Source organism: Vulcanisaeta sp. JCM 16161, assembly GCF_001316285.1.
Window position 1 is genome coordinate 21,079 of sequence record NZ_BBDO01000010.1, and the last position, 14,059, is coordinate 35,137.

A 14,059-nucleotide genomic window follows, 5' to 3' on the forward strand; every position below is an offset into this window, starting at 1 on the left:
GTGCTCCCTAACCACCAGGTTACAGTTATTGGATCCCCTGACCAATTGCATGGTTGCTCACCAGGGAGGCCCTAAATGATTCCCAACCCCTCAACAGCTCATTGAATTCTGCGATCAATTTCCTAAGCCTAGCCCTTCGGTAAGCCCTCAGCTCGTACCTCAGGTCATCACTTAAGTAATTTATCCTAGCCCTCATCGAATCAATTATTGAATCAACAATACGCAGGGCATCATTAACACTCACGTGGATTGGGTAAACACGGATGAAGCATTACCATACCTCGAAAATACCTCCCTCCACCTGTCAACATTGATGCAAACCTCACGGCCAATCCATGCATGGCCATACTTCGCAAAGCACCTCCTAACCTCCTTATGAAACTTCACGGATATACCCACGTCATCAGGGACCCTGAACTCCAGGATGTACAGCACAACACTATCACCATTACCAGGAGACGCCCTACTAATTAATTGATTAAATAGGCTGGCAAGAACCTAGCGCCATCACCATTAACACTGACATCCACGATGTACGGCCTAGAATTAACGAAGTAACCCTTTACAACGGCATAATCACTGCCAACAACCTGAGCCCTAACAACATTACCACCCTCAACAACCCTGACACCCCTGGCATCATAAACCGCAATAAACGGCTTGTAAGAACTAAGATAGGGCAGGACAAACTCCACATACTGACCACTCCCCGAACTAACGAGCCCCAACTCCATAGTAAAGACATGCAAAAGGAATAATTTAAACATAACAAATCGTGCGCAACCATGCAAGACCTCCCTGCGCAGTTTATATACCAGAGAAGGCGCAATAACGACTCACGGCGAAAGAGCACTTATTATTACACCAGGTATGGTGCATCGAGAAAGTGACGGTAAACATCACTTAAAGATAAGTTCGAAATTAATAACCACGGTGATTAGGCATGTAGGCTAACCATGATTAATACCGGCACATGAACCGCGAGGGAAATCTCCAGGGTCAAGCCTGGGGAAACCTCGTAGGCGATTTAGGTGGTGGGTCGGTCCGAGGCCGGGAGTTGAGAATTGATAAGAAGCTGGCCAGGATACTGGTTGACTTGGGTGATAAACCATTAGTAGTTATTGGCCCGCCGGGTTCGGGTAAGACGACCATAGTCACCACGCTGGGCTTAATGAGGCTTAAGTTGATGGGTTCGTCCATGACGTACGTAACGCATAAACCAAGCGACGCACTTGGGTCTATCACGAAACCCTCAATACCCTGGAAATGCATACGCGACAACCTATTCCTAATACTCGACTCATACGAGGACTTAAGCACCAGGCCAGGAATATCACTATTAGTATCCATGGCTTATAGGTATAAGGCATACAATAATTACGTTAGGTATCTAAGGTACCTCAGTAGAAATCCACGTAATACCCACGCACTATGGCTTCTAGGACGAATGATACTACTGCGTGATGCCGTGACTGACCAAGACATTAATAATGAAGTCGGCAGGGTAATTACAATACTTATTAGTAGAGACGTTAAGGGAGCATACGTAACAACGGCCCTAATACTCAATAGCATATGTCAGCAAAGCATGAACAACCTACTAATACTGGACGACATAACAATACTACCATAAGAGGATGCATTACTAAGGATTGTTAGGATGACGAGGGGAATTACAAACACATGGATGGTACTACATAGCATCGGTAAACTGAGCATTGAGGACCTAAACACACCAACAATAATAACAAGCCATAGTGGACCAGCTAAGTCACAATCAAGATTAAGGGACATACTAAGCAGGATAAAGCCAGGTGAGGCCCTTTACATGGGTATTAACGAGGAATTGAAAATAAGGATACACGAAACAAAGAAACTACGTGAAAAACTACTCAACGAAACAAAAACCTAGCCCACCATAGTCATGCCCACGGCAGGCGAACCCGTTAAAAATCCCTTCCTCTTTTCAATCCCCCAATCAGGGGGAGGAGGAAGGGGAGGATGATGGATACCGAGAGACCGAGCCGATGGCTTGGTCCTCGGATATCCTGAGAAACGCCGTGATGAATTCCCACGAGATGACCAGTGATTGAAAGAAAAGACTGATTAAAAAAACACCCGTCACCCGAATATCCGCGGGGCGGGCCGCCCCGCCATAGTCTAATAACGAGGGGCGGTGGCTGTGGGTCCCTCCCGCAGTCCCGCCCCGTGGATGTTCGGGTGACGGGTATGGGTAAGGATGGGGAAGGTAAGGACGGGCGTGTGCCTGCCGTGGACGTGACTGTGGTGGGTGTCGATGTTGGTGTTAGGCGTTCTGTTGTGGCGTTTGTTGGTGTGAGGGCTGGGCTGCTTAATGAGTTGGCCGTGATATATGCTAGGCAGAATGGTGTTTCGTTAATACCGTTGGGCGTATATGATGTTATGACGAGGGCTTATGTGGCTGAGGTTGAGTATCCAGGGATTGATAAGTACCGTGGCAATGAGTTAACGAGTAACATAGTTGGTAAGGTATTAGGTGCCGTGATTAGGGCTTCCCATAGTGTTCAGAGGGTTCGTGATGGGTTGGTTGGTCTGGCGTTTGAGGACCTTAGGCGGTTTAGTGGGCATAAGCGTGACCTCGCCAGGGCTAGGGTGGTTTGGGAGTTTATGGTTAATGAGTTTGGTGGGGTTGTGAGTAGGTGCCCTGCCGTTAAGGTTTCCTGGTTCTGGATGAGTTATAAGGCGAGGTGATGATGCCTGTTAGGGATTCAATACCTGTAATACTTGTTGAGCCTGAGTACACCAGTAGTGTGTGTCCAAGGTGCGGTAATTACCTGGGTAGGGCTAGGGGTAAGGTGACGTGTAATTACTGCGGCTTTGAGGGTGATAGGGATGTCATTGGCGCCATAAATATAGCACTACGCGGCTTCCTAATACTAATGAAGTGCGTCAGGGAGGGCGTGATCAGGGGTGGCCCGAGAGCCTCGGGACCGGCCCACCGCCGGGTTAAGTTCTTTTGCTTAATCCTCATGCGCCCTGCCTGTATATGCTTCATACGCCTTAATTAGTGCGTTGTGTATTGCGTGGACCACGCTTTGCCTATTGCTGTTGCTGGCCCTGCGTAGGGTTCTTTATCGCCGTTTGTTGGCGTTAGTATTGCTATTGCGTCTGTGGTTGTTCCGTGCATCCCGTTACCGGTTAGCTCGGCTAGTGTTAGTGCCTTTGTCTGGGCTGCGAGTGTTATTGCATCTATCATTGCCTGTATTGTCAATGGTTTGTTTACAATTATTGCCATGTTTATTGTCGATACTCCCGTTAACCAGGTCCTTATCTCCGACCCCTCTATTTTATATGGGTTCGTTAATCCAATTGTTATTGATACATAGACCTCTATATCGTTTGTGGTTTCCCTGCGCATTACGTGGTTTCTCGGTAACTCGGTGGCTGTTAGGAAGGTTATTGCCTCTTCGCCTCTTATTGCTAATTCCCTGTGGGTCTTTTCAATCTCTCTGGTTGGTTCCTCGTTGAAATTCTTTGGGACCTGGTGATGTATTATGTATTTGATGCCGCTTCTTAGTCCTCCATCTACCGTGCTTGCCAGGGCTGTGGCTTCCTGGTTCAGTGTTATTACTATGTTTCTGCCTAGGTATTTTATGTTCTGTATCATATTGTTGGGATGGACTAGTAATCAATGAAGTATGTTTTAAGTAGTAATATGGCGTTGATAGGCGGGTGTTAAGGGGTTAGGTTGCCGATTTCGGTATTGGGCATGTCGAGGGTGAGGGGGTCGCAGTAGTCAGTGTGGGTGTCTGTGGGGTTGTTATTAAGTGTGGTGATTTTATTGGCCGTGACGTGGGTAGCTTGTTTATGAGGAGTTTTATACTGCCGTGAATTCGTTCATGGAAGGCGTGAGTGGGAGGTAGGCTAGGGGTGTTTTGGTTGGGATTGTTCATGTTTTTGTTGGTGCGAGGTTCTGGCTGTGTTGGTTATTGTCTTTAGGTGAATATATTTTAGGTATTTACGGAGTGCAATATATATATATTAGTTAAAGAAGGAATCGGTGATGAGCGAGCTCGTGACTACCGAGAAGGTAAAGAGGTTGGTACTGGCGGCATCAATGGCGGCACTAATGCTATCAACACCAATAATAATGCCAATGATATATCTTATAGGTTCGGCGGCAGGATGGTGGCAACAGAATTTCTATGCAAATGTTATCTGCATGGCTTTTAACCCAGCTGTTGATTTTATTGATCATTTCACTGATGGTGTGATTTCTGGTGCTATAACATCTGGGTTAGCCGCATTAGGGTTGCCGGAAACCGTCACACTTCCAGGGTGGGTGCCGTTGTTTGGTGGTTTAACTGTAACGACGGGTGGTTTAGTCTTAGGTATATGGACACTTGGTTGTATGTGAATAATAGGGTTTCGTATGCACCTTAAATTAAATCAAATTTTTAGGTTTGTATTTTTTTATGACGTATATATCTTCCTTATATTTTATCCGGTATTTTATCTGCATATTTGCATATCCTTGTGATTCCCTTAAGGTTCGTAAGTTTAGGAATTCCCTTATTCATATTTGCTTTTTATATCGTAATTAGTGTGGTATTACTGGGCTCTCTATATGTGGTTTTTAGGTCGCGATATAATATGCTGAGTTTTAAAGATGTTTTAATAAACTACTTTAATCCATCGATAATTATATTAATTTTATTCACGTCTATATTTTTATTTTATTTTATCCCTGCCTTATTTAACTTACTTGGGCGGAATGTCGTTGTTGAATTATTGATTCTGTGGTTAATAGTTTTTATGATCGACGTATTTTATGGCACTTCTCCGTATATTACCTCGGGTATGTATATTCATAAAGTTAAGTATTTAGGTATGGCGGGTGATTTCCTTAGCAGTAATTTAGGCGCTTCATCGATTAGGGTCCTTCTTATAAAGCCTAGGTATGGCTTGTTCATTTATGGCTACACGTCGTCTAGAGTTACGGATTTTTTGGCTATGTCCAATTACATCCCTAAAATGATTATTGTAAAGGAAGATGCGCTTAGTTTCGATGTTGGTTCCATCATAGCGCATGAACTTGGTCATCTAACCTCCAGGAATTTTGTCATAAGATTATTGGGGCGTATACCTGGTTCATTTATTATAGCATTGCTTATTACGTCCTCCGTTGCCATGTTTCTGACGGGGATGTTTCATCTATTCGTGCCTCTGTATTTGTTAGCTGTTCTACTGTTTTTCCTAGACGCTTACTTCTCAAATGCCTTAGCCGACCTAAGTGAGCGTGATGCTGATGTTTATGCCGCTAGGCTTGTTGGTAGGGCTAGGTATGTGGAGTTTCTGAGGTCCTTGATGGAGCAGGTGCCGGTTAGGAACCGTGGCTTGAGGGCTAGGCTGGAGAGGAGGATTAGGTACGTGATGGAGCATGCCTAGCTTTCCATGATTACTAAAGCCGCACTCGTCCTAGCCTCATGGGGTCGGCTTCGCCACTGGGTTTATTAGCGGTATTCCCGTCAGTAGGGGCTCTTTGCAGGGTATCCCTCGGCCTGTGCACTCTTACCTCTACTACCTATTAACGATATTCCTGACCAACGCCCTTAGTGATGTTAAGGTTATGCTTGGTGGTTTCGCCGTTGGTTTGCCCACGGCACTTTGGCTCTTTGATCTTGGTACTGGACTTGGTAGGGTTCTTAGTCCCGTGACTGTCCGTGGGGTTTACCTCTATCACGGCGTCTCGCCACCTCATTACGTGCTCATTACCCTCTCTTACGGCGTCTTTGAGTATCTTGGTTATGCTGTTAGTGGTTTTGTTGGTTTCTCGATTGCGGAGTCCATAATCAAGTTAATTATGTATAATAAGTTCGGGATTGATAAGCATATTATCTATTTGGCGTTGCTTGCCCTGGCTTTCACGTTTGTTGGGGCTGTCATCGAGGCTTACCTAGTAGTTTCAGCTCCTGGGTGGCTGTGATGGGTAGGTACGAGGTTTACCTAGCCCTGTCGGGTCTTCTTATAATGTTCGTTGTTGTTTATGGTCAGTGGGAGTTCTTTAAGTTCTTAATGGTCACCCTCCTCAAGATAAACCTGAACGCCGTTGAGCCTTTTAAGCCCTTCTTCATGATTGGCGGTGTCGTGATTCTCGCCATGGCGCTCTTCCTCAACGCATTCGTTATGTGGTTTATAACAGCGTTTTATAGCGATATCGAGTTCCTCAAGTTATTGATTACTTCGATGAATGGCTTCCTCGGCGCGGTTTTCGTTACTGTAATCCTCATCCTATACCCGGAGCTCGTATTCTCGGCGGTGCTGCTCGACGTTATTGGCGTTATTGGCGACGTCATTTCGGTGGTTACTATGTACTCCCTGCTTAGGGTCTTTGGTGCGGTTAGGAGGGAGGCTGCCATGGCTTCCGTCGTTTCCTGGTTCATAACCAACCTGGCGCTTTATGGTATGACGATGATGGTGCTACGCGTGGCGTAGGCGTTATCTGTTCATGAATGGGTCATCACCTTCTCAGCTAACTCTGACCTCTTCACTGTTTTTGTTGCCGGGGCACTTCTTTAAAGGGGTTTTGCTAATGCCTCTTGTGTTGTTGATTAGGGAGTTTGAGATTGATGAGTTGGTTTCGTTTGATGATGCCATTAGGGCTGTTGAGGATGGCTTTAGGTTGTTGGGTAGTGGTGGTGCGGTTAACCTGCCTAGACGTAGGGCAATTGCAAGCGGTGCCGTGCTCCATGTGCTCCAGGGAATTGTCCTCGGTGACTATAAAGTAGCCGGTCTAAAGACTTACCTGAGTACTAGGTATGGTACTAGGTTTGTGGTTGTTTTGTTTAGTCTTGATAGTGGTGAGTTGTTGGCTATAATTGAGGCTGATAGGCTTGGTCAGCTTAGGACTGGGGCTGCCTCGGCCGTGGCCACCAGGTACATGGCCAGGAGGGACTCGTCGGTGTTGGGTATTGTTGGTGCTGGCGTTCAGGCTAGGGCTCAGTTTGAGGCGTTGAGTAGGGTCTTGAACCTTAGGTTGGTTAAGGTCTTTAGTAGGACTCGCGGGCATGCCGAGGAGTTCGCCAGTTTTATTAAGTCCAGGGGCTTTGATGCGGTGGTTGCTAGTGATTATGGCGAGGTTTGCAAGGGCGTTGATGTTTTGGTCACGGCGACGAACTCGAGGGACCCATTCATACGCAGCAACCACATAGCGCCTGGGATGCACATTAATGCCATTGGTAGTAATTGGGCTAATAGGCTGAGTTGGCGCCTGATGCCGTTCTTAGGGCAGACGTTATTGCGGTTGATGATGTGGGTCAGGCCAGGGAGGAGGCTGGGGACTTGATAATGGCTGGTGATGTCGTTTGGTCTAGGGTTGTTCCGTTGGCTGATGTTGTGGTTGGTAGGGTCAGGGGTAGGTTGGGTGATGACTCGGTAACCATCTTTAAGTCCCTGGGTATTGCGGTTGAGGATTTAGTGCTCGCTAAGTTGGTTTATGATAGGGCTGTTAGGGAGAGGAGGGGTGTTGAGGTTGAGTTTAGGGGTGTCTTTAGGTAGGAGTGGCTACGTGACTCATGGGCACTTGCTGGTGCTGTACATCACGTCGTACATGCCACCCGAGGGATAATTAATCGATAATTCCTCGACTACCCAGGGCGTACTCGGTTAGTACTCAAGTACGAAGTAAACGCTCCCAATAGACCGGCTAGACCGCCATGTTGAGTTTATTAGTACGCCCTTAATGAATGACTTAATGTCGTTGCCGTAGCAACGACACCAAGCATTATTAGGTCTCTCTGCAATGTCTGGGTCATTACCCATAGCCCTTAGGGATTCCCTCCAGGACTTCGCGAAGCCCTAATGACTATGCAGTTGGGTCTCACCGAACCCTTACCGCACTTGAAGTCTATGGGGCTTATTAAGCCGTTGGGCATCAACCCATAGACAGTGAGGCAGGTAATCACTGGCTGACCGCTCTCATTATATACGTGAACCACGAAGCTGGGTCCCGACAATAGGCTGGGCACGTACTTGGCGGTTACGTTAAGGGCTGGGTCCTCAACGACAGTATTGAAGAGCACATAGGTGTAAGCACCAATAACGGAGATAACCACGGCAATAACAAGCACAATCATAAACAACCATCTATGATACCTGTGACCTAGTGAAACCTTAAATCTTAGCTCGGGTGTTCAGGGAAAGTAAGTCGGCAATGTTGATCATCAGCTTGATTAGGCTTTACTAATATGCTTAGGCGTTTTAGTATGTAAGCACCACATTAGGTGGGGCGTTTATGAAGGATGGATATTAAGGTTGGGCTTAGGGAGTATTTAACGAATTAAAGCAGGTAGCCTCCCTCCGGCCCTACTTCCTCGAGCTCTCCAGTCCTGGGATTCACCTTAAACCCAAGTGATTCCAGGGTGTACACCCCAAGTAGTGGTATTGGTGTTTTTAGGGCGGCAATTATTACCGGCCCCCTTCTACCCTTGACCTCAGCCTCGCCGATGTATACCCTGACCCTCTCTTTAGTGCCATTGGCCATCGTTAATTCCACGGTGTATGGTGTTTCAAGCAAGCCGAGTTCCTTAGCCGTGTCTGGGTCCAGGACTATGTATGTTGAGCCTGTGTCTACGAGCATCCTGAGTGTTCTTGAGCCTGCCCTGCCCTTGATTGTTACGTCGATGTACGTGTGACCCACATTAACATGGTTGAGAATGCCGAATATAAACCTTCATGTCCTTACTTTCTTTGGCTATTTCTATTCCCTATGCCTTTTAAACCAGTGTGGTTAATTATTGTCATGCTTAACCGTGGACTTATTAGGTTCGGCTTGGTCCTGGAGTTCGTAGCTGAGCTCCTGTACTTCATGCTTATCCTATGCCCGAGATTCTTTGGTTTCATCTCAATTCTATTAATCACGTTGACATACCTACCATCCTCAGTAATGATGTACCTGGGCTTCAACGGGTACTCCCACTCGTTGAGTACTGGGTCTATTGGCGCTGTCCTATTAATGCTCAGTCCATTATTAGTGCTGATAATACATATTACCCCAATGCCCTATCTAGTCGCTATGGTAGGTATGGGTGTTGCATTTTTGGGTGATATTTCTATCTCCCTATTCTTCTGGAGGGCCGTGAAACAAGGGCTCCTCGCATCATGTTGGTGGCCGCGGGATCGCTTCTTTGGGCCATGATCTCCGCGAGCATGAACTGCACAACCCTCCTCATCGTTTCATCCTCAGGCTCCAACCTAACAATCCTACACGTGATTAGGTGAACACCAACTTCATCAAGGAATGACCTTAGACTCGCCGTTACGGCATCAGTGACCTTATGCAGGTTTGCGTAGACCTCATTTAGGGAGACCAGATTAAGTACCTGACTAACCGCCTGATCTACGATTGGTGATACATAGTTCCCGAAGTCCTCAACCGTGTACTTAAAACCGCCGAATTACACAGCATTTACGAACTTCACAGGGTCTGTGTTTAGTAGGGCACATTTATGCTCTAACTAATACCATATGTATTGCCACTCGGCATTATGTTAAATATTGTTCTCCGGCGCCTGGGTTTGGGAACAATGGTTGAGGGTGTGGTTTTAATGCCTTGATTTAGGATTCTTGTCTCCTCATTCGGTTATGTCGTTGAATGGGCATTCGTTGGGTGGTGCCTCCTTGATGTGCGCCTTGGGCTTAATGCCGTCCTCATTACTCTCCTCCTCGATTGAGTACGTGATTGCCTTGTGCGTGAACTACATTAACCTTGTCGACCACCTCTCAATCGATGCTTAAACCGGCTCAGTACCAGTCCGGTAGTGGCTTATTAGCCTGTTGGGAGTCAATCAATGATGTCTCCATGGCTCTAGAGATTTGCTGGGGCAGGAGGGTCAGGGGTAATAAGAGGCTCGAGTGCGGCGAACCCGTTAACGACCCAAGAATCATTGAGGAAACCATGAAACTAATCAACGAGTTTCTCAATAGGGTCGGGAAACATAGAAGTGTGTTGCTTAGTGATATAACAACGCCGTTTGATTACGCAATCAACGCCCTAAGCAACTGGCTGCAGGAAATTAAGGCTAAGGTCGAGGAAAGCAATGACGAGAGTATAGCAACCTAAGGAGGGCAATGCACAAGATAGCCAAGAGGATGCTGAGGCTACTAAAGCGGGCAAGGGAGAGGTGGCTAAGCACGTATAAGCCAGAGCTTGAGGAGTTAATCAACGAACTAGGGAGTGGAGGAGCAAGGGTAATAATAAGCGGCGATCCGTTTGATAGTAATAAGCCATTCGTGGTTCACTTGTACGCGGAGAAACTGGCAGTTGCAATAAGTAGGGTCAGGAATAGCGTAATGGTGAACATAACGTTGGCCGGGCTTGAGGGCGTCCATGTCATAACACTAAAGTTAATCAACGATGAGGTATTGAGAGCTTCGCAATGTGGGCTAATGCTGACCGACGGCTCAATCGATAAGGATGGCTACCCGATAATGAACACTAACCGGCTTTGGCAAGCAGTAATCTTTCCATTAACGTTTCCAGGCAAGGTACATGTGTACATAAACGGTTTAAGTGTCAATGATGGTGGCGTGAGTGTTGTGTGGCAATTAAGGCTGTTGACTACAGGGGTGTGTTTAAGAGCAAGACCGAGGTTGCCGAGGATGTTGTCAAATTAAGTGATGAGAATTTCTTAGCGTTTCTGCTATTCGCAATTTTGGGTGATGGCAGCATAGATATTAAGAAGAAGAGGATTGAACTTATCATGGATAAGTCGAAGCATGGGTTGTGGAGCGACATAATCGAGAAAATAAAGAGCTTGGGATTTAGGGAGAGGGATGGAGAGTACAAGATGGAGTACGCGGTTAATTACTCGAAGGCCGTTGAACTAGCCCGCAAAATAGTCAGTGACCAAGTGAGTAAGGCGTTGATTGAGGACTTGAGTAGACTACTCGATGCGGAGAAGCTTAAGCGGTTACTCGTGCTGGCGAGTATGAGGATTAAACCACTGGGCCGTTCAATGATTGAGGTCGTTGAAGGCATTAGGATGAACGTTTGCGCGCACAATTATTCTGTTGAGCTTAGGGTGCATCGTATGGACTATGGGGAGGCTGTGAGGATTTTGGAGTTATTAAGGAATACGGGTTATAGAGATGCCAAGCTGAGTAAGCGGAGTGGGAGATACGTGGTCTACTTAAACATAGATGCAATTAAGAAACACCCTGAGTTGGTTGCTAAGGTCTGTGAGGTATTAAGGAGAATGCTCGAGGAAGTAATCAGCGAGGGCAAGGAGAGAAGGGCAAGGTCAATAGCAAGGGCAATGGCAAGATTAAGCTGTCAATAACCTTGCCCAGGGCCCACGGGACTAAAATCAACTAACTTCTCTCCTTTTGACCATATAGACCCTGAGAAGAGGGTTGGCTACTCCATGGAGGGTGAGGGGCTTAAGTTTGATGCTGTAATAGTCATACCGCCGCACGTTGGTGTTGATATTAAGTACGTGCCGGAGGACGTTCTTGATAGTGATAGGTTTGTTCAGGCGGATAAGTTTACGAATAGGGTTAAGGGGTTTGACAACGCATTTGTGATTAGCGACGCCTCAGCACCTCCCATCGCCAAGACCGGTGCTTAATGCAATCCCAATAATCACGTTCATTGGAAGCCTATTACTGGCTATTGGTATTGACCATGTTGAGGACCCTGGCTAGGTCATTCACTGTGTCTATGTCGATGAGGACCTCGGGACCGCACTCCACGACGCACACGTCAGCCCTACCCCTCAATATCTCCCTTGCACCAACATCACCGCTTAACCTCATTAATTCTGGGAATAGGGCCCTATGAATGAGCACTGGATTCCCCCTGACGCCATTGTGCATTGGCGCAACGGCACTACACCCATCGCGGTACGCACCAACTATCCTTGATACTACCTCGTTGGTTATTAGGGGCATGTCCGCAAGCACCACGAGGACTGCGTCGTAGTCCTGGAAGAAGCGTAGGCCAAGCCTTATCGATGTGCTCATTCCATCTCTGTAATGTGGGTTGTAAATAACGATCTCATTGGATAGGTAGGGCATTAACTCGTTGGCATAGGCCCCAACAATGACAACCCTCTCAAACTCATTTAATGCCTTCAAAACCCTCAGTATGACTGGTTCACCACCAATCTTGACCAGTAGTTTATTACCGCCAAATCTCCTACCTTCACCTGCGGCAAGTACTATGGCACCAATCCTCATTATTTAATCAATATCATTAATAAGAGGACAGATATTAATTTCGCCATAACTGACGTTTATGGGTTCTCGAGGGCATGTCGCTACCAATATCCAGCGAGGTCGTTATGCCCCTGTTGGTTACTACGCATCGCTGAGCTTCATAGACCCTGTGCTCGGTATATTAATTGGTACATTCGGTAATCTCGTTGGTTCATTAATTGATTATTGCATTGCTTACTACCTCGGGATACTGTTCCTACTTAAGTATGGTTAGGTTATTTGGCTTGATAGGAGGAGACTTAATTCATTGAATTGGTGGTTCGGTAAGTACGGCGCGGTGCTGGCCGATATGAGGGTTACGGGTTTCGTTGCCGTTACATTCCTTGGGCATTTTGATCTGGGACTCAATCCTCGTGTATATTGGTTACGCGTTTGCGACTCAGTGGTCGTTAATCATGGGATTGATCGATAGGTATTTATACGTTGTTGCCGTTGCGGTGACGATTGTAATAATAATGTACATAGTGCTGAAGCATTGTGTGAAGCCAGGGCGTGGTGATTCCGCCGAGGCGTAACTTATTACTATAGCCATTACTCGCCTGACGCTCCAATACTCTCTTCCCTGCCGTGCCTCACAATCCTTATCCTGGTCCTCAATGGTACGTGAAGCCCAACCCTCTCGAGTATCTGGTAGAGTTCATAATCCTGGAGTTCACCCAGCCTACCGCCCAGGTAAAGCTCAACTAGTTGCCTAAATACTTGAACCGCAGTGTCACCATATAACTGCAGGGCATTGTCTATTATCTCGCCAGCCCTCTCCCCCCTCGTTATCCGCCTAATTAATTGAATAACCTCCTCACGGGTTAGTTCACGCTTGGTGCTGGTTTTCTGTTGGGCCTTGTTGATTATTTCCATCATCATCTTCATCATTATCCTCCTCCTTTCGATCTCATCGAGGTTTTCGCTCATGGTGAATCTATAATTATTTATCGGGCTTAAAAAGCTTGGTTCCCTGTTCATTATCGATAGTTTTATTAATTAATCCCGCATTATCGATGTTGTGGAGCTACTCATTAGTGTTAAGCCCATTAGGGACCTACCCAGGCTAAGTGCCAGGCGGAGCTCGACATTAGGGGTTTCCCAGGCGTTGATAAGTTCCTGCCAGCCTCGCGGTGGAGCTTGAGGATCTTGGGCTTAGGATTGGCCAGGTTAGGGTTGGTTACCTTAGGAGGAGGGGTGATGCGGAGAGGTTCATGGCATTACTTGATTACCTTAACGTGGATTCCATGGTGGCCAGGCCCGGCATTAACGATGCCAACACCCTGGCGGAATTACTCGATGAGGCCTCAATGTATGGTGTCAGGGTTATTTGGGAGTTTGGTGTTGGGGATTTCCTGAGGAGCCCCGGCGAGGTCACTGAGCTTGCTAATGAGGTTTCACCGCATAGGCTCGGTCTCGCCCTTCACGTGGCTAGGGAGAGGGGTTTAAGGGATTTCGTTAGGAGGTTTGTTGAGTTGAGTGGTTATGTTAAGGCTATTTACTTCAGTAATAAGCGGGGTGGTTTCTTTGGCTTGCCCATATTTGAGGGTTCGATAGACTTCCTTAAGCTAATGAAGGTTCTACAGGTGCTTAGGTATGAAGAGAACATAATCCTCCACTACCTACCGAGTTACTACGGCAGATACGGCGTGGACCTCGAGGTCCTTAACTCATTCATAAACTCCCTGGGTGGTGGCGGTGCTGATAGGAGGTTGGTTAAGTCGATAGAGAGGATAGTCAGTGAGGTGCTTGGTCAGGGTCAGGAGTAATTCGGCTCTCGCTATCACGACCTACATAAGCGATTTAACCTGCGCGTTGTATTCAA

General features: G+C 46.8%; 26 protein-coding genes and 1 pseudogene. 17 read left to right on the top strand and 10 right to left on the bottom strand.

Going from position 1 to position 14,059, the window contains the following annotated elements:
- Positions 1 to 25: 25 nt before the first annotated feature.
- Genes JCM16161_RS11910 through JCM16161_RS11920 form a run of 3 tightly spaced genes read right to left on the bottom strand, consistent with a single transcriptional unit; the run spans position 26 to position 734 of the window.
- A complete protein-coding gene (locus JCM16161_RS11910) occupies positions 26 to 244 on the bottom strand; it encodes a hypothetical protein (protein ID WP_054855975.1) in 219 nt (72 codons plus the stop codon).
- On the bottom strand, positions 241 to 435 hold the full coding sequence (locus JCM16161_RS11915) for a hypothetical protein (protein WP_054855976.1): 195 nt from the start codon (positions 433 to 435) through the stop codon (positions 241 to 243). The genes JCM16161_RS11910 and JCM16161_RS11915 overlap by 4 nt, the downstream gene beginning before the upstream one ends.
- 35 nt (positions 436 to 470) lie before the next feature.
- The gene (locus JCM16161_RS11920; RefSeq protein WP_054855977.1) at positions 471 to 734 is read right to left on the bottom strand and encodes a hypothetical protein; all 264 of its coding nucleotides are present in this window, start codon (positions 732 to 734) and stop codon (positions 471 to 473) included.
- A gap of 323 nt (positions 735 to 1,057) precedes the next feature.
- Between JCM16161_RS11920 and JCM16161_RS11925 the strand changes: the two genes are divergently transcribed.
- The 4 genes from JCM16161_RS11925 to JCM16161_RS11935 all read left to right on the top strand — a co-directional run bounded on the left by JCM16161_RS11925 (position 1,058) and on the right by JCM16161_RS11935 (position 3,047).
- Positions 1,058 to 1,633 (top strand): hypothetical protein, encoded by a 576-nt coding sequence (locus JCM16161_RS11925; RefSeq protein WP_243671565.1) that lies wholly within the window; start codon positions 1,058 to 1,060, stop codon positions 1,631 to 1,633.
- A 27-nt stretch (positions 1,634 to 1,660) separates the two neighbouring features.
- The gene (locus tag JCM16161_RS18740) at positions 1,661 to 1,912 is read left to right on the top strand and encodes a hypothetical protein (RefSeq protein WP_243671566.1); all 252 of its coding nucleotides are present in this window, start codon (positions 1,661 to 1,663) and stop codon (positions 1,910 to 1,912) included.
- Positions 1,913 to 2,229: 317 nt separating this feature from the next.
- Positions 2,230 to 2,730 (top strand): hypothetical protein, encoded by a 501-nt coding sequence (locus JCM16161_RS11930; protein ID WP_054855978.1) that lies wholly within the window; start codon positions 2,230 to 2,232, stop codon positions 2,728 to 2,730.
- Positions 2,730 to 3,047 (top strand): zinc ribbon domain-containing protein, encoded by a 318-nt coding sequence (locus JCM16161_RS11935; RefSeq protein ID WP_054855979.1) that lies wholly within the window; start codon positions 2,730 to 2,732, stop codon positions 3,045 to 3,047. The genes JCM16161_RS11930 and JCM16161_RS11935 overlap by 1 nt, the downstream gene beginning before the upstream one ends.
- On the opposite strand, the gene JCM16161_RS11940 is transcribed toward JCM16161_RS11935, so the two are convergent.
- Positions 3,044 to 3,646, bottom strand: a complete 603-nt coding sequence (locus tag JCM16161_RS11940) for an adenosylcobinamide amidohydrolase (RefSeq protein WP_243671567.1) — start codon at positions 3,644 to 3,646, stop codon at positions 3,044 to 3,046. The two genes, JCM16161_RS11935 and JCM16161_RS11940, sit on opposite strands and share 4 nt — an antisense overlap.
- 393 nt (positions 3,647 to 4,039) lie before the next feature.
- On the opposite strand from JCM16161_RS11940, the gene JCM16161_RS11945 reads away from it, so the two are divergent.
- The 5 genes and pseudogenes from JCM16161_RS11945 (at position 4,040) to JCM16161_RS11965 (ending at position 7,536) form a co-directional block, all read left to right on the top strand.
- On the top strand, positions 4,040 to 4,396 hold the full coding sequence (locus JCM16161_RS11945) for a hypothetical protein (RefSeq protein ID WP_054855980.1): 357 nt from the start codon (positions 4,040 to 4,042) through the stop codon (positions 4,394 to 4,396).
- Positions 4,397 to 5,013: 617 nt separating this feature from the next.
- On the top strand, positions 5,014 to 5,427 hold the full coding sequence (locus tag JCM16161_RS11950) for a M48 family metalloprotease (protein WP_243671568.1): 414 nt from the start codon (positions 5,014 to 5,016) through the stop codon (positions 5,425 to 5,427).
- 115 nt (positions 5,428 to 5,542) lie between these two features.
- Positions 5,543 to 5,965 carry a stage II sporulation protein M gene (locus tag JCM16161_RS11955; RefSeq protein ID WP_243671569.1) on the top strand — a complete coding sequence of 141 codons (423 nt, stop codon included), beginning with the start codon at positions 5,543 to 5,545 and terminating at the stop codon, positions 5,963 to 5,965.
- Positions 5,965 to 6,474 (top strand): hypothetical protein, encoded by a 510-nt coding sequence (locus JCM16161_RS11960; RefSeq protein ID WP_243671570.1) that lies wholly within the window; start codon positions 5,965 to 5,967, stop codon positions 6,472 to 6,474. Before JCM16161_RS11955 ends, JCM16161_RS11960 begins: the two co-directional genes overlap by 1 nt.
- A 97-nt stretch (positions 6,475 to 6,571) precedes the next feature.
- Positions 6,572 to 7,536: pseudogene (locus tag JCM16161_RS11965) on the top strand (ornithine cyclodeaminase family protein).
- A gap of 108 nt (positions 7,537 to 7,644) precedes the next feature.
- Here the strand turns inward: JCM16161_RS11965 and JCM16161_RS18745 are convergent.
- From JCM16161_RS18745 to JCM16161_RS11975, 3 genes are all read right to left on the bottom strand, one after another.
- A complete protein-coding gene (locus JCM16161_RS18745; RefSeq protein ID WP_243671571.1) occupies positions 7,645 to 7,800 on the bottom strand; it encodes a hypothetical protein in 156 nt (51 codons plus the stop codon).
- Between the two features lie 5 nt (positions 7,801 to 7,805).
- Positions 7,806 to 8,108, bottom strand: coding sequence for a hypothetical protein (locus tag JCM16161_RS11970; RefSeq protein WP_243671572.1), 303 nt, complete (start codon positions 8,106 to 8,108; stop codon positions 7,806 to 7,808).
- Between the two features lie 209 nt (positions 8,109 to 8,317).
- Complete coding sequence (locus JCM16161_RS11975) at positions 8,318 to 8,677, bottom strand: aspartyl protease family protein (RefSeq protein WP_054855985.1); 360 nt, start codon at positions 8,675 to 8,677, stop codon at positions 8,318 to 8,320.
- Positions 8,678 to 8,779: 102 nt separating this feature from the next.
- Here JCM16161_RS11975 and JCM16161_RS11980 point away from each other — a divergent pair, with 102 nt between their 5' ends.
- Positions 8,780 to 9,175 (top strand): hypothetical protein, encoded by a 396-nt coding sequence (locus JCM16161_RS11980; protein WP_243671573.1) that lies wholly within the window; start codon positions 8,780 to 8,782, stop codon positions 9,173 to 9,175.
- Here JCM16161_RS11980 and JCM16161_RS18750 read toward each other — a convergent pair.
- Entirely contained in the window at positions 9,090 to 9,350 is a 261-nt protein-coding gene (locus JCM16161_RS18750) for an SPFH domain-containing protein (RefSeq protein ID WP_243671637.1), read from the bottom strand. The two genes, JCM16161_RS11980 and JCM16161_RS18750, sit on opposite strands and share 86 nt — an antisense overlap.
- A gap of 416 nt (positions 9,351 to 9,766) precedes the next feature.
- Here JCM16161_RS18750 and JCM16161_RS18755 point away from each other — a divergent pair, with 416 nt between their 5' ends.
- From JCM16161_RS18755 to JCM16161_RS11990, 4 genes are all read left to right on the top strand, one after another.
- Positions 9,767 to 10,099: a hypothetical protein gene (locus tag JCM16161_RS18755; protein WP_243671574.1), complete on the top strand. Its 333-nt coding sequence runs from the start codon at positions 9,767 to 9,769 to the stop codon at positions 10,097 to 10,099.
- 8 nt (positions 10,100 to 10,107) lie between these two features.
- A complete protein-coding gene (locus JCM16161_RS18760; RefSeq protein WP_243671575.1) occupies positions 10,108 to 10,653 on the top strand; it encodes a hypothetical protein in 546 nt (181 codons plus the stop codon).
- Complete coding sequence (locus JCM16161_RS18765; RefSeq protein WP_243671576.1) at positions 10,578 to 11,318, top strand: hypothetical protein; 741 nt, start codon at positions 10,578 to 10,580, stop codon at positions 11,316 to 11,318. Before JCM16161_RS18760 ends, JCM16161_RS18765 begins: the two co-directional genes overlap by 76 nt.
- An 84-nt stretch (positions 11,319 to 11,402) precedes the next feature.
- Positions 11,403 to 11,606, top strand: a complete 204-nt coding sequence (locus JCM16161_RS11990) for a hypothetical protein (RefSeq protein WP_054855987.1) — start codon at positions 11,403 to 11,405, stop codon at positions 11,604 to 11,606.
- Between the two features lie 34 nt (positions 11,607 to 11,640).
- Here JCM16161_RS11990 and JCM16161_RS11995 read toward each other — a convergent pair whose 3' ends face one another.
- On the bottom strand, positions 11,641 to 12,216 hold the full coding sequence (locus JCM16161_RS11995) for a nucleotidyltransferase family protein (RefSeq protein WP_054855988.1): 576 nt from the start codon (positions 12,214 to 12,216) through the stop codon (positions 11,641 to 11,643).
- Positions 12,217 to 12,274: 58 nt separating this feature from the next.
- Between JCM16161_RS11995 and JCM16161_RS18770 the strand changes: the two genes are divergently transcribed.
- Complete coding sequence (locus JCM16161_RS18770; RefSeq protein ID WP_243671577.1) at positions 12,275 to 12,469, top strand: hypothetical protein; 195 nt, start codon at positions 12,275 to 12,277, stop codon at positions 12,467 to 12,469.
- A gap of 94 nt (positions 12,470 to 12,563) precedes the next feature.
- Positions 12,564 to 12,770: a hypothetical protein gene (locus JCM16161_RS18775; protein WP_243671578.1), complete on the top strand. Its 207-nt coding sequence runs from the start codon at positions 12,564 to 12,566 to the stop codon at positions 12,768 to 12,770.
- A 16-nt stretch (positions 12,771 to 12,786) separates the two neighbouring features.
- Here JCM16161_RS18775 and JCM16161_RS12005 read toward each other — a convergent pair whose 3' ends face one another.
- Positions 12,787 to 13,164, bottom strand: a complete 378-nt coding sequence (locus tag JCM16161_RS12005; protein ID WP_054856045.1) for a hypothetical protein — start codon at positions 13,162 to 13,164, stop codon at positions 12,787 to 12,789.
- 203 nt (positions 13,165 to 13,367) lie between these two features.
- Between JCM16161_RS12005 and JCM16161_RS12010 the strand changes: the two genes are divergently transcribed.
- On the top strand, positions 13,368 to 14,003 hold the full coding sequence (locus tag JCM16161_RS12010) for a hypothetical protein (RefSeq protein WP_243671579.1): 636 nt from the start codon (positions 13,368 to 13,370) through the stop codon (positions 14,001 to 14,003).
- The last annotated feature ends 56 nt before the right edge of the window (positions 14,004 to 14,059 follow it).

Excerpts from the sequence above, each read along its gene's own strand:
- JCM16161_RS11920 (WP_054855977.1), bottom strand. The coding sequence starts at position 734 with ATGGAGTTGGGGCTCGTTAGTTCGGGGAGTGGTCAGTATGTGGAGTTT.
- JCM16161_RS18740 (WP_243671566.1), top strand. The coding sequence starts at position 1,661 with ATGACGAGGGGAATTACAAACACATGGATGGTACTACATAGCATCGGT.
- JCM16161_RS11930 (WP_054855978.1), top strand. The coding sequence starts at position 2,230 with ATGGGTAAGGATGGGGAAGGTAAGGACGGGCGTGTGCCTGCCGTGGAC.
- JCM16161_RS11935 (WP_054855979.1), top strand. The coding sequence starts at position 2,730 with ATGATGCCTGTTAGGGATTCAATACCTGTAATACTTGTTGAGCCTGAG.
- JCM16161_RS11940 (WP_243671567.1), bottom strand. The coding sequence starts at position 3,646 with ATGATACAGAACATAAAATACCTAGGCAGAAACATAGTAATAACACTG.
- JCM16161_RS11950 (WP_243671568.1), top strand. The coding sequence starts at position 5,014 with ATGATTATTGTAAAGGAAGATGCGCTTAGTTTCGATGTTGGTTCCATC.
- JCM16161_RS11960 (WP_243671570.1), top strand. The coding sequence starts at position 5,965 with ATGGGTAGGTACGAGGTTTACCTAGCCCTGTCGGGTCTTCTTATAATG.
- JCM16161_RS18745 (WP_243671571.1), bottom strand. The coding sequence starts at position 7,800 with ATGGGTAATGACCCAGACATTGCAGAGAGACCTAATAATGCTTGGTGT.
- JCM16161_RS11980 (WP_243671573.1), top strand. The coding sequence starts at position 8,780 with ATGCTTAACCGTGGACTTATTAGGTTCGGCTTGGTCCTGGAGTTCGTA.
- JCM16161_RS18755 (WP_243671574.1), top strand. The coding sequence starts at position 9,767 with ATGCTTAAACCGGCTCAGTACCAGTCCGGTAGTGGCTTATTAGCCTGT.
- JCM16161_RS18760 (WP_243671575.1), top strand. The coding sequence starts at position 10,108 with ATGCACAAGATAGCCAAGAGGATGCTGAGGCTACTAAAGCGGGCAAGG.
- JCM16161_RS11990 (WP_054855987.1), top strand. The coding sequence starts at position 11,403 with ATGGAGGGTGAGGGGCTTAAGTTTGATGCTGTAATAGTCATACCGCCG.
- JCM16161_RS11995 (WP_054855988.1), bottom strand. The coding sequence starts at position 12,216 with ATGAGGATTGGTGCCATAGTACTTGCCGCAGGTGAAGGTAGGAGATTT.
- JCM16161_RS18770 (WP_243671577.1), top strand. The coding sequence starts at position 12,275 with ATGGGTTCTCGAGGGCATGTCGCTACCAATATCCAGCGAGGTCGTTAT.
- JCM16161_RS12005 (WP_054856045.1), bottom strand. The coding sequence starts at position 13,164 with ATGAGCGAAAACCTCGATGAGATCGAAAGGAGGAGGATAATGATGAAG.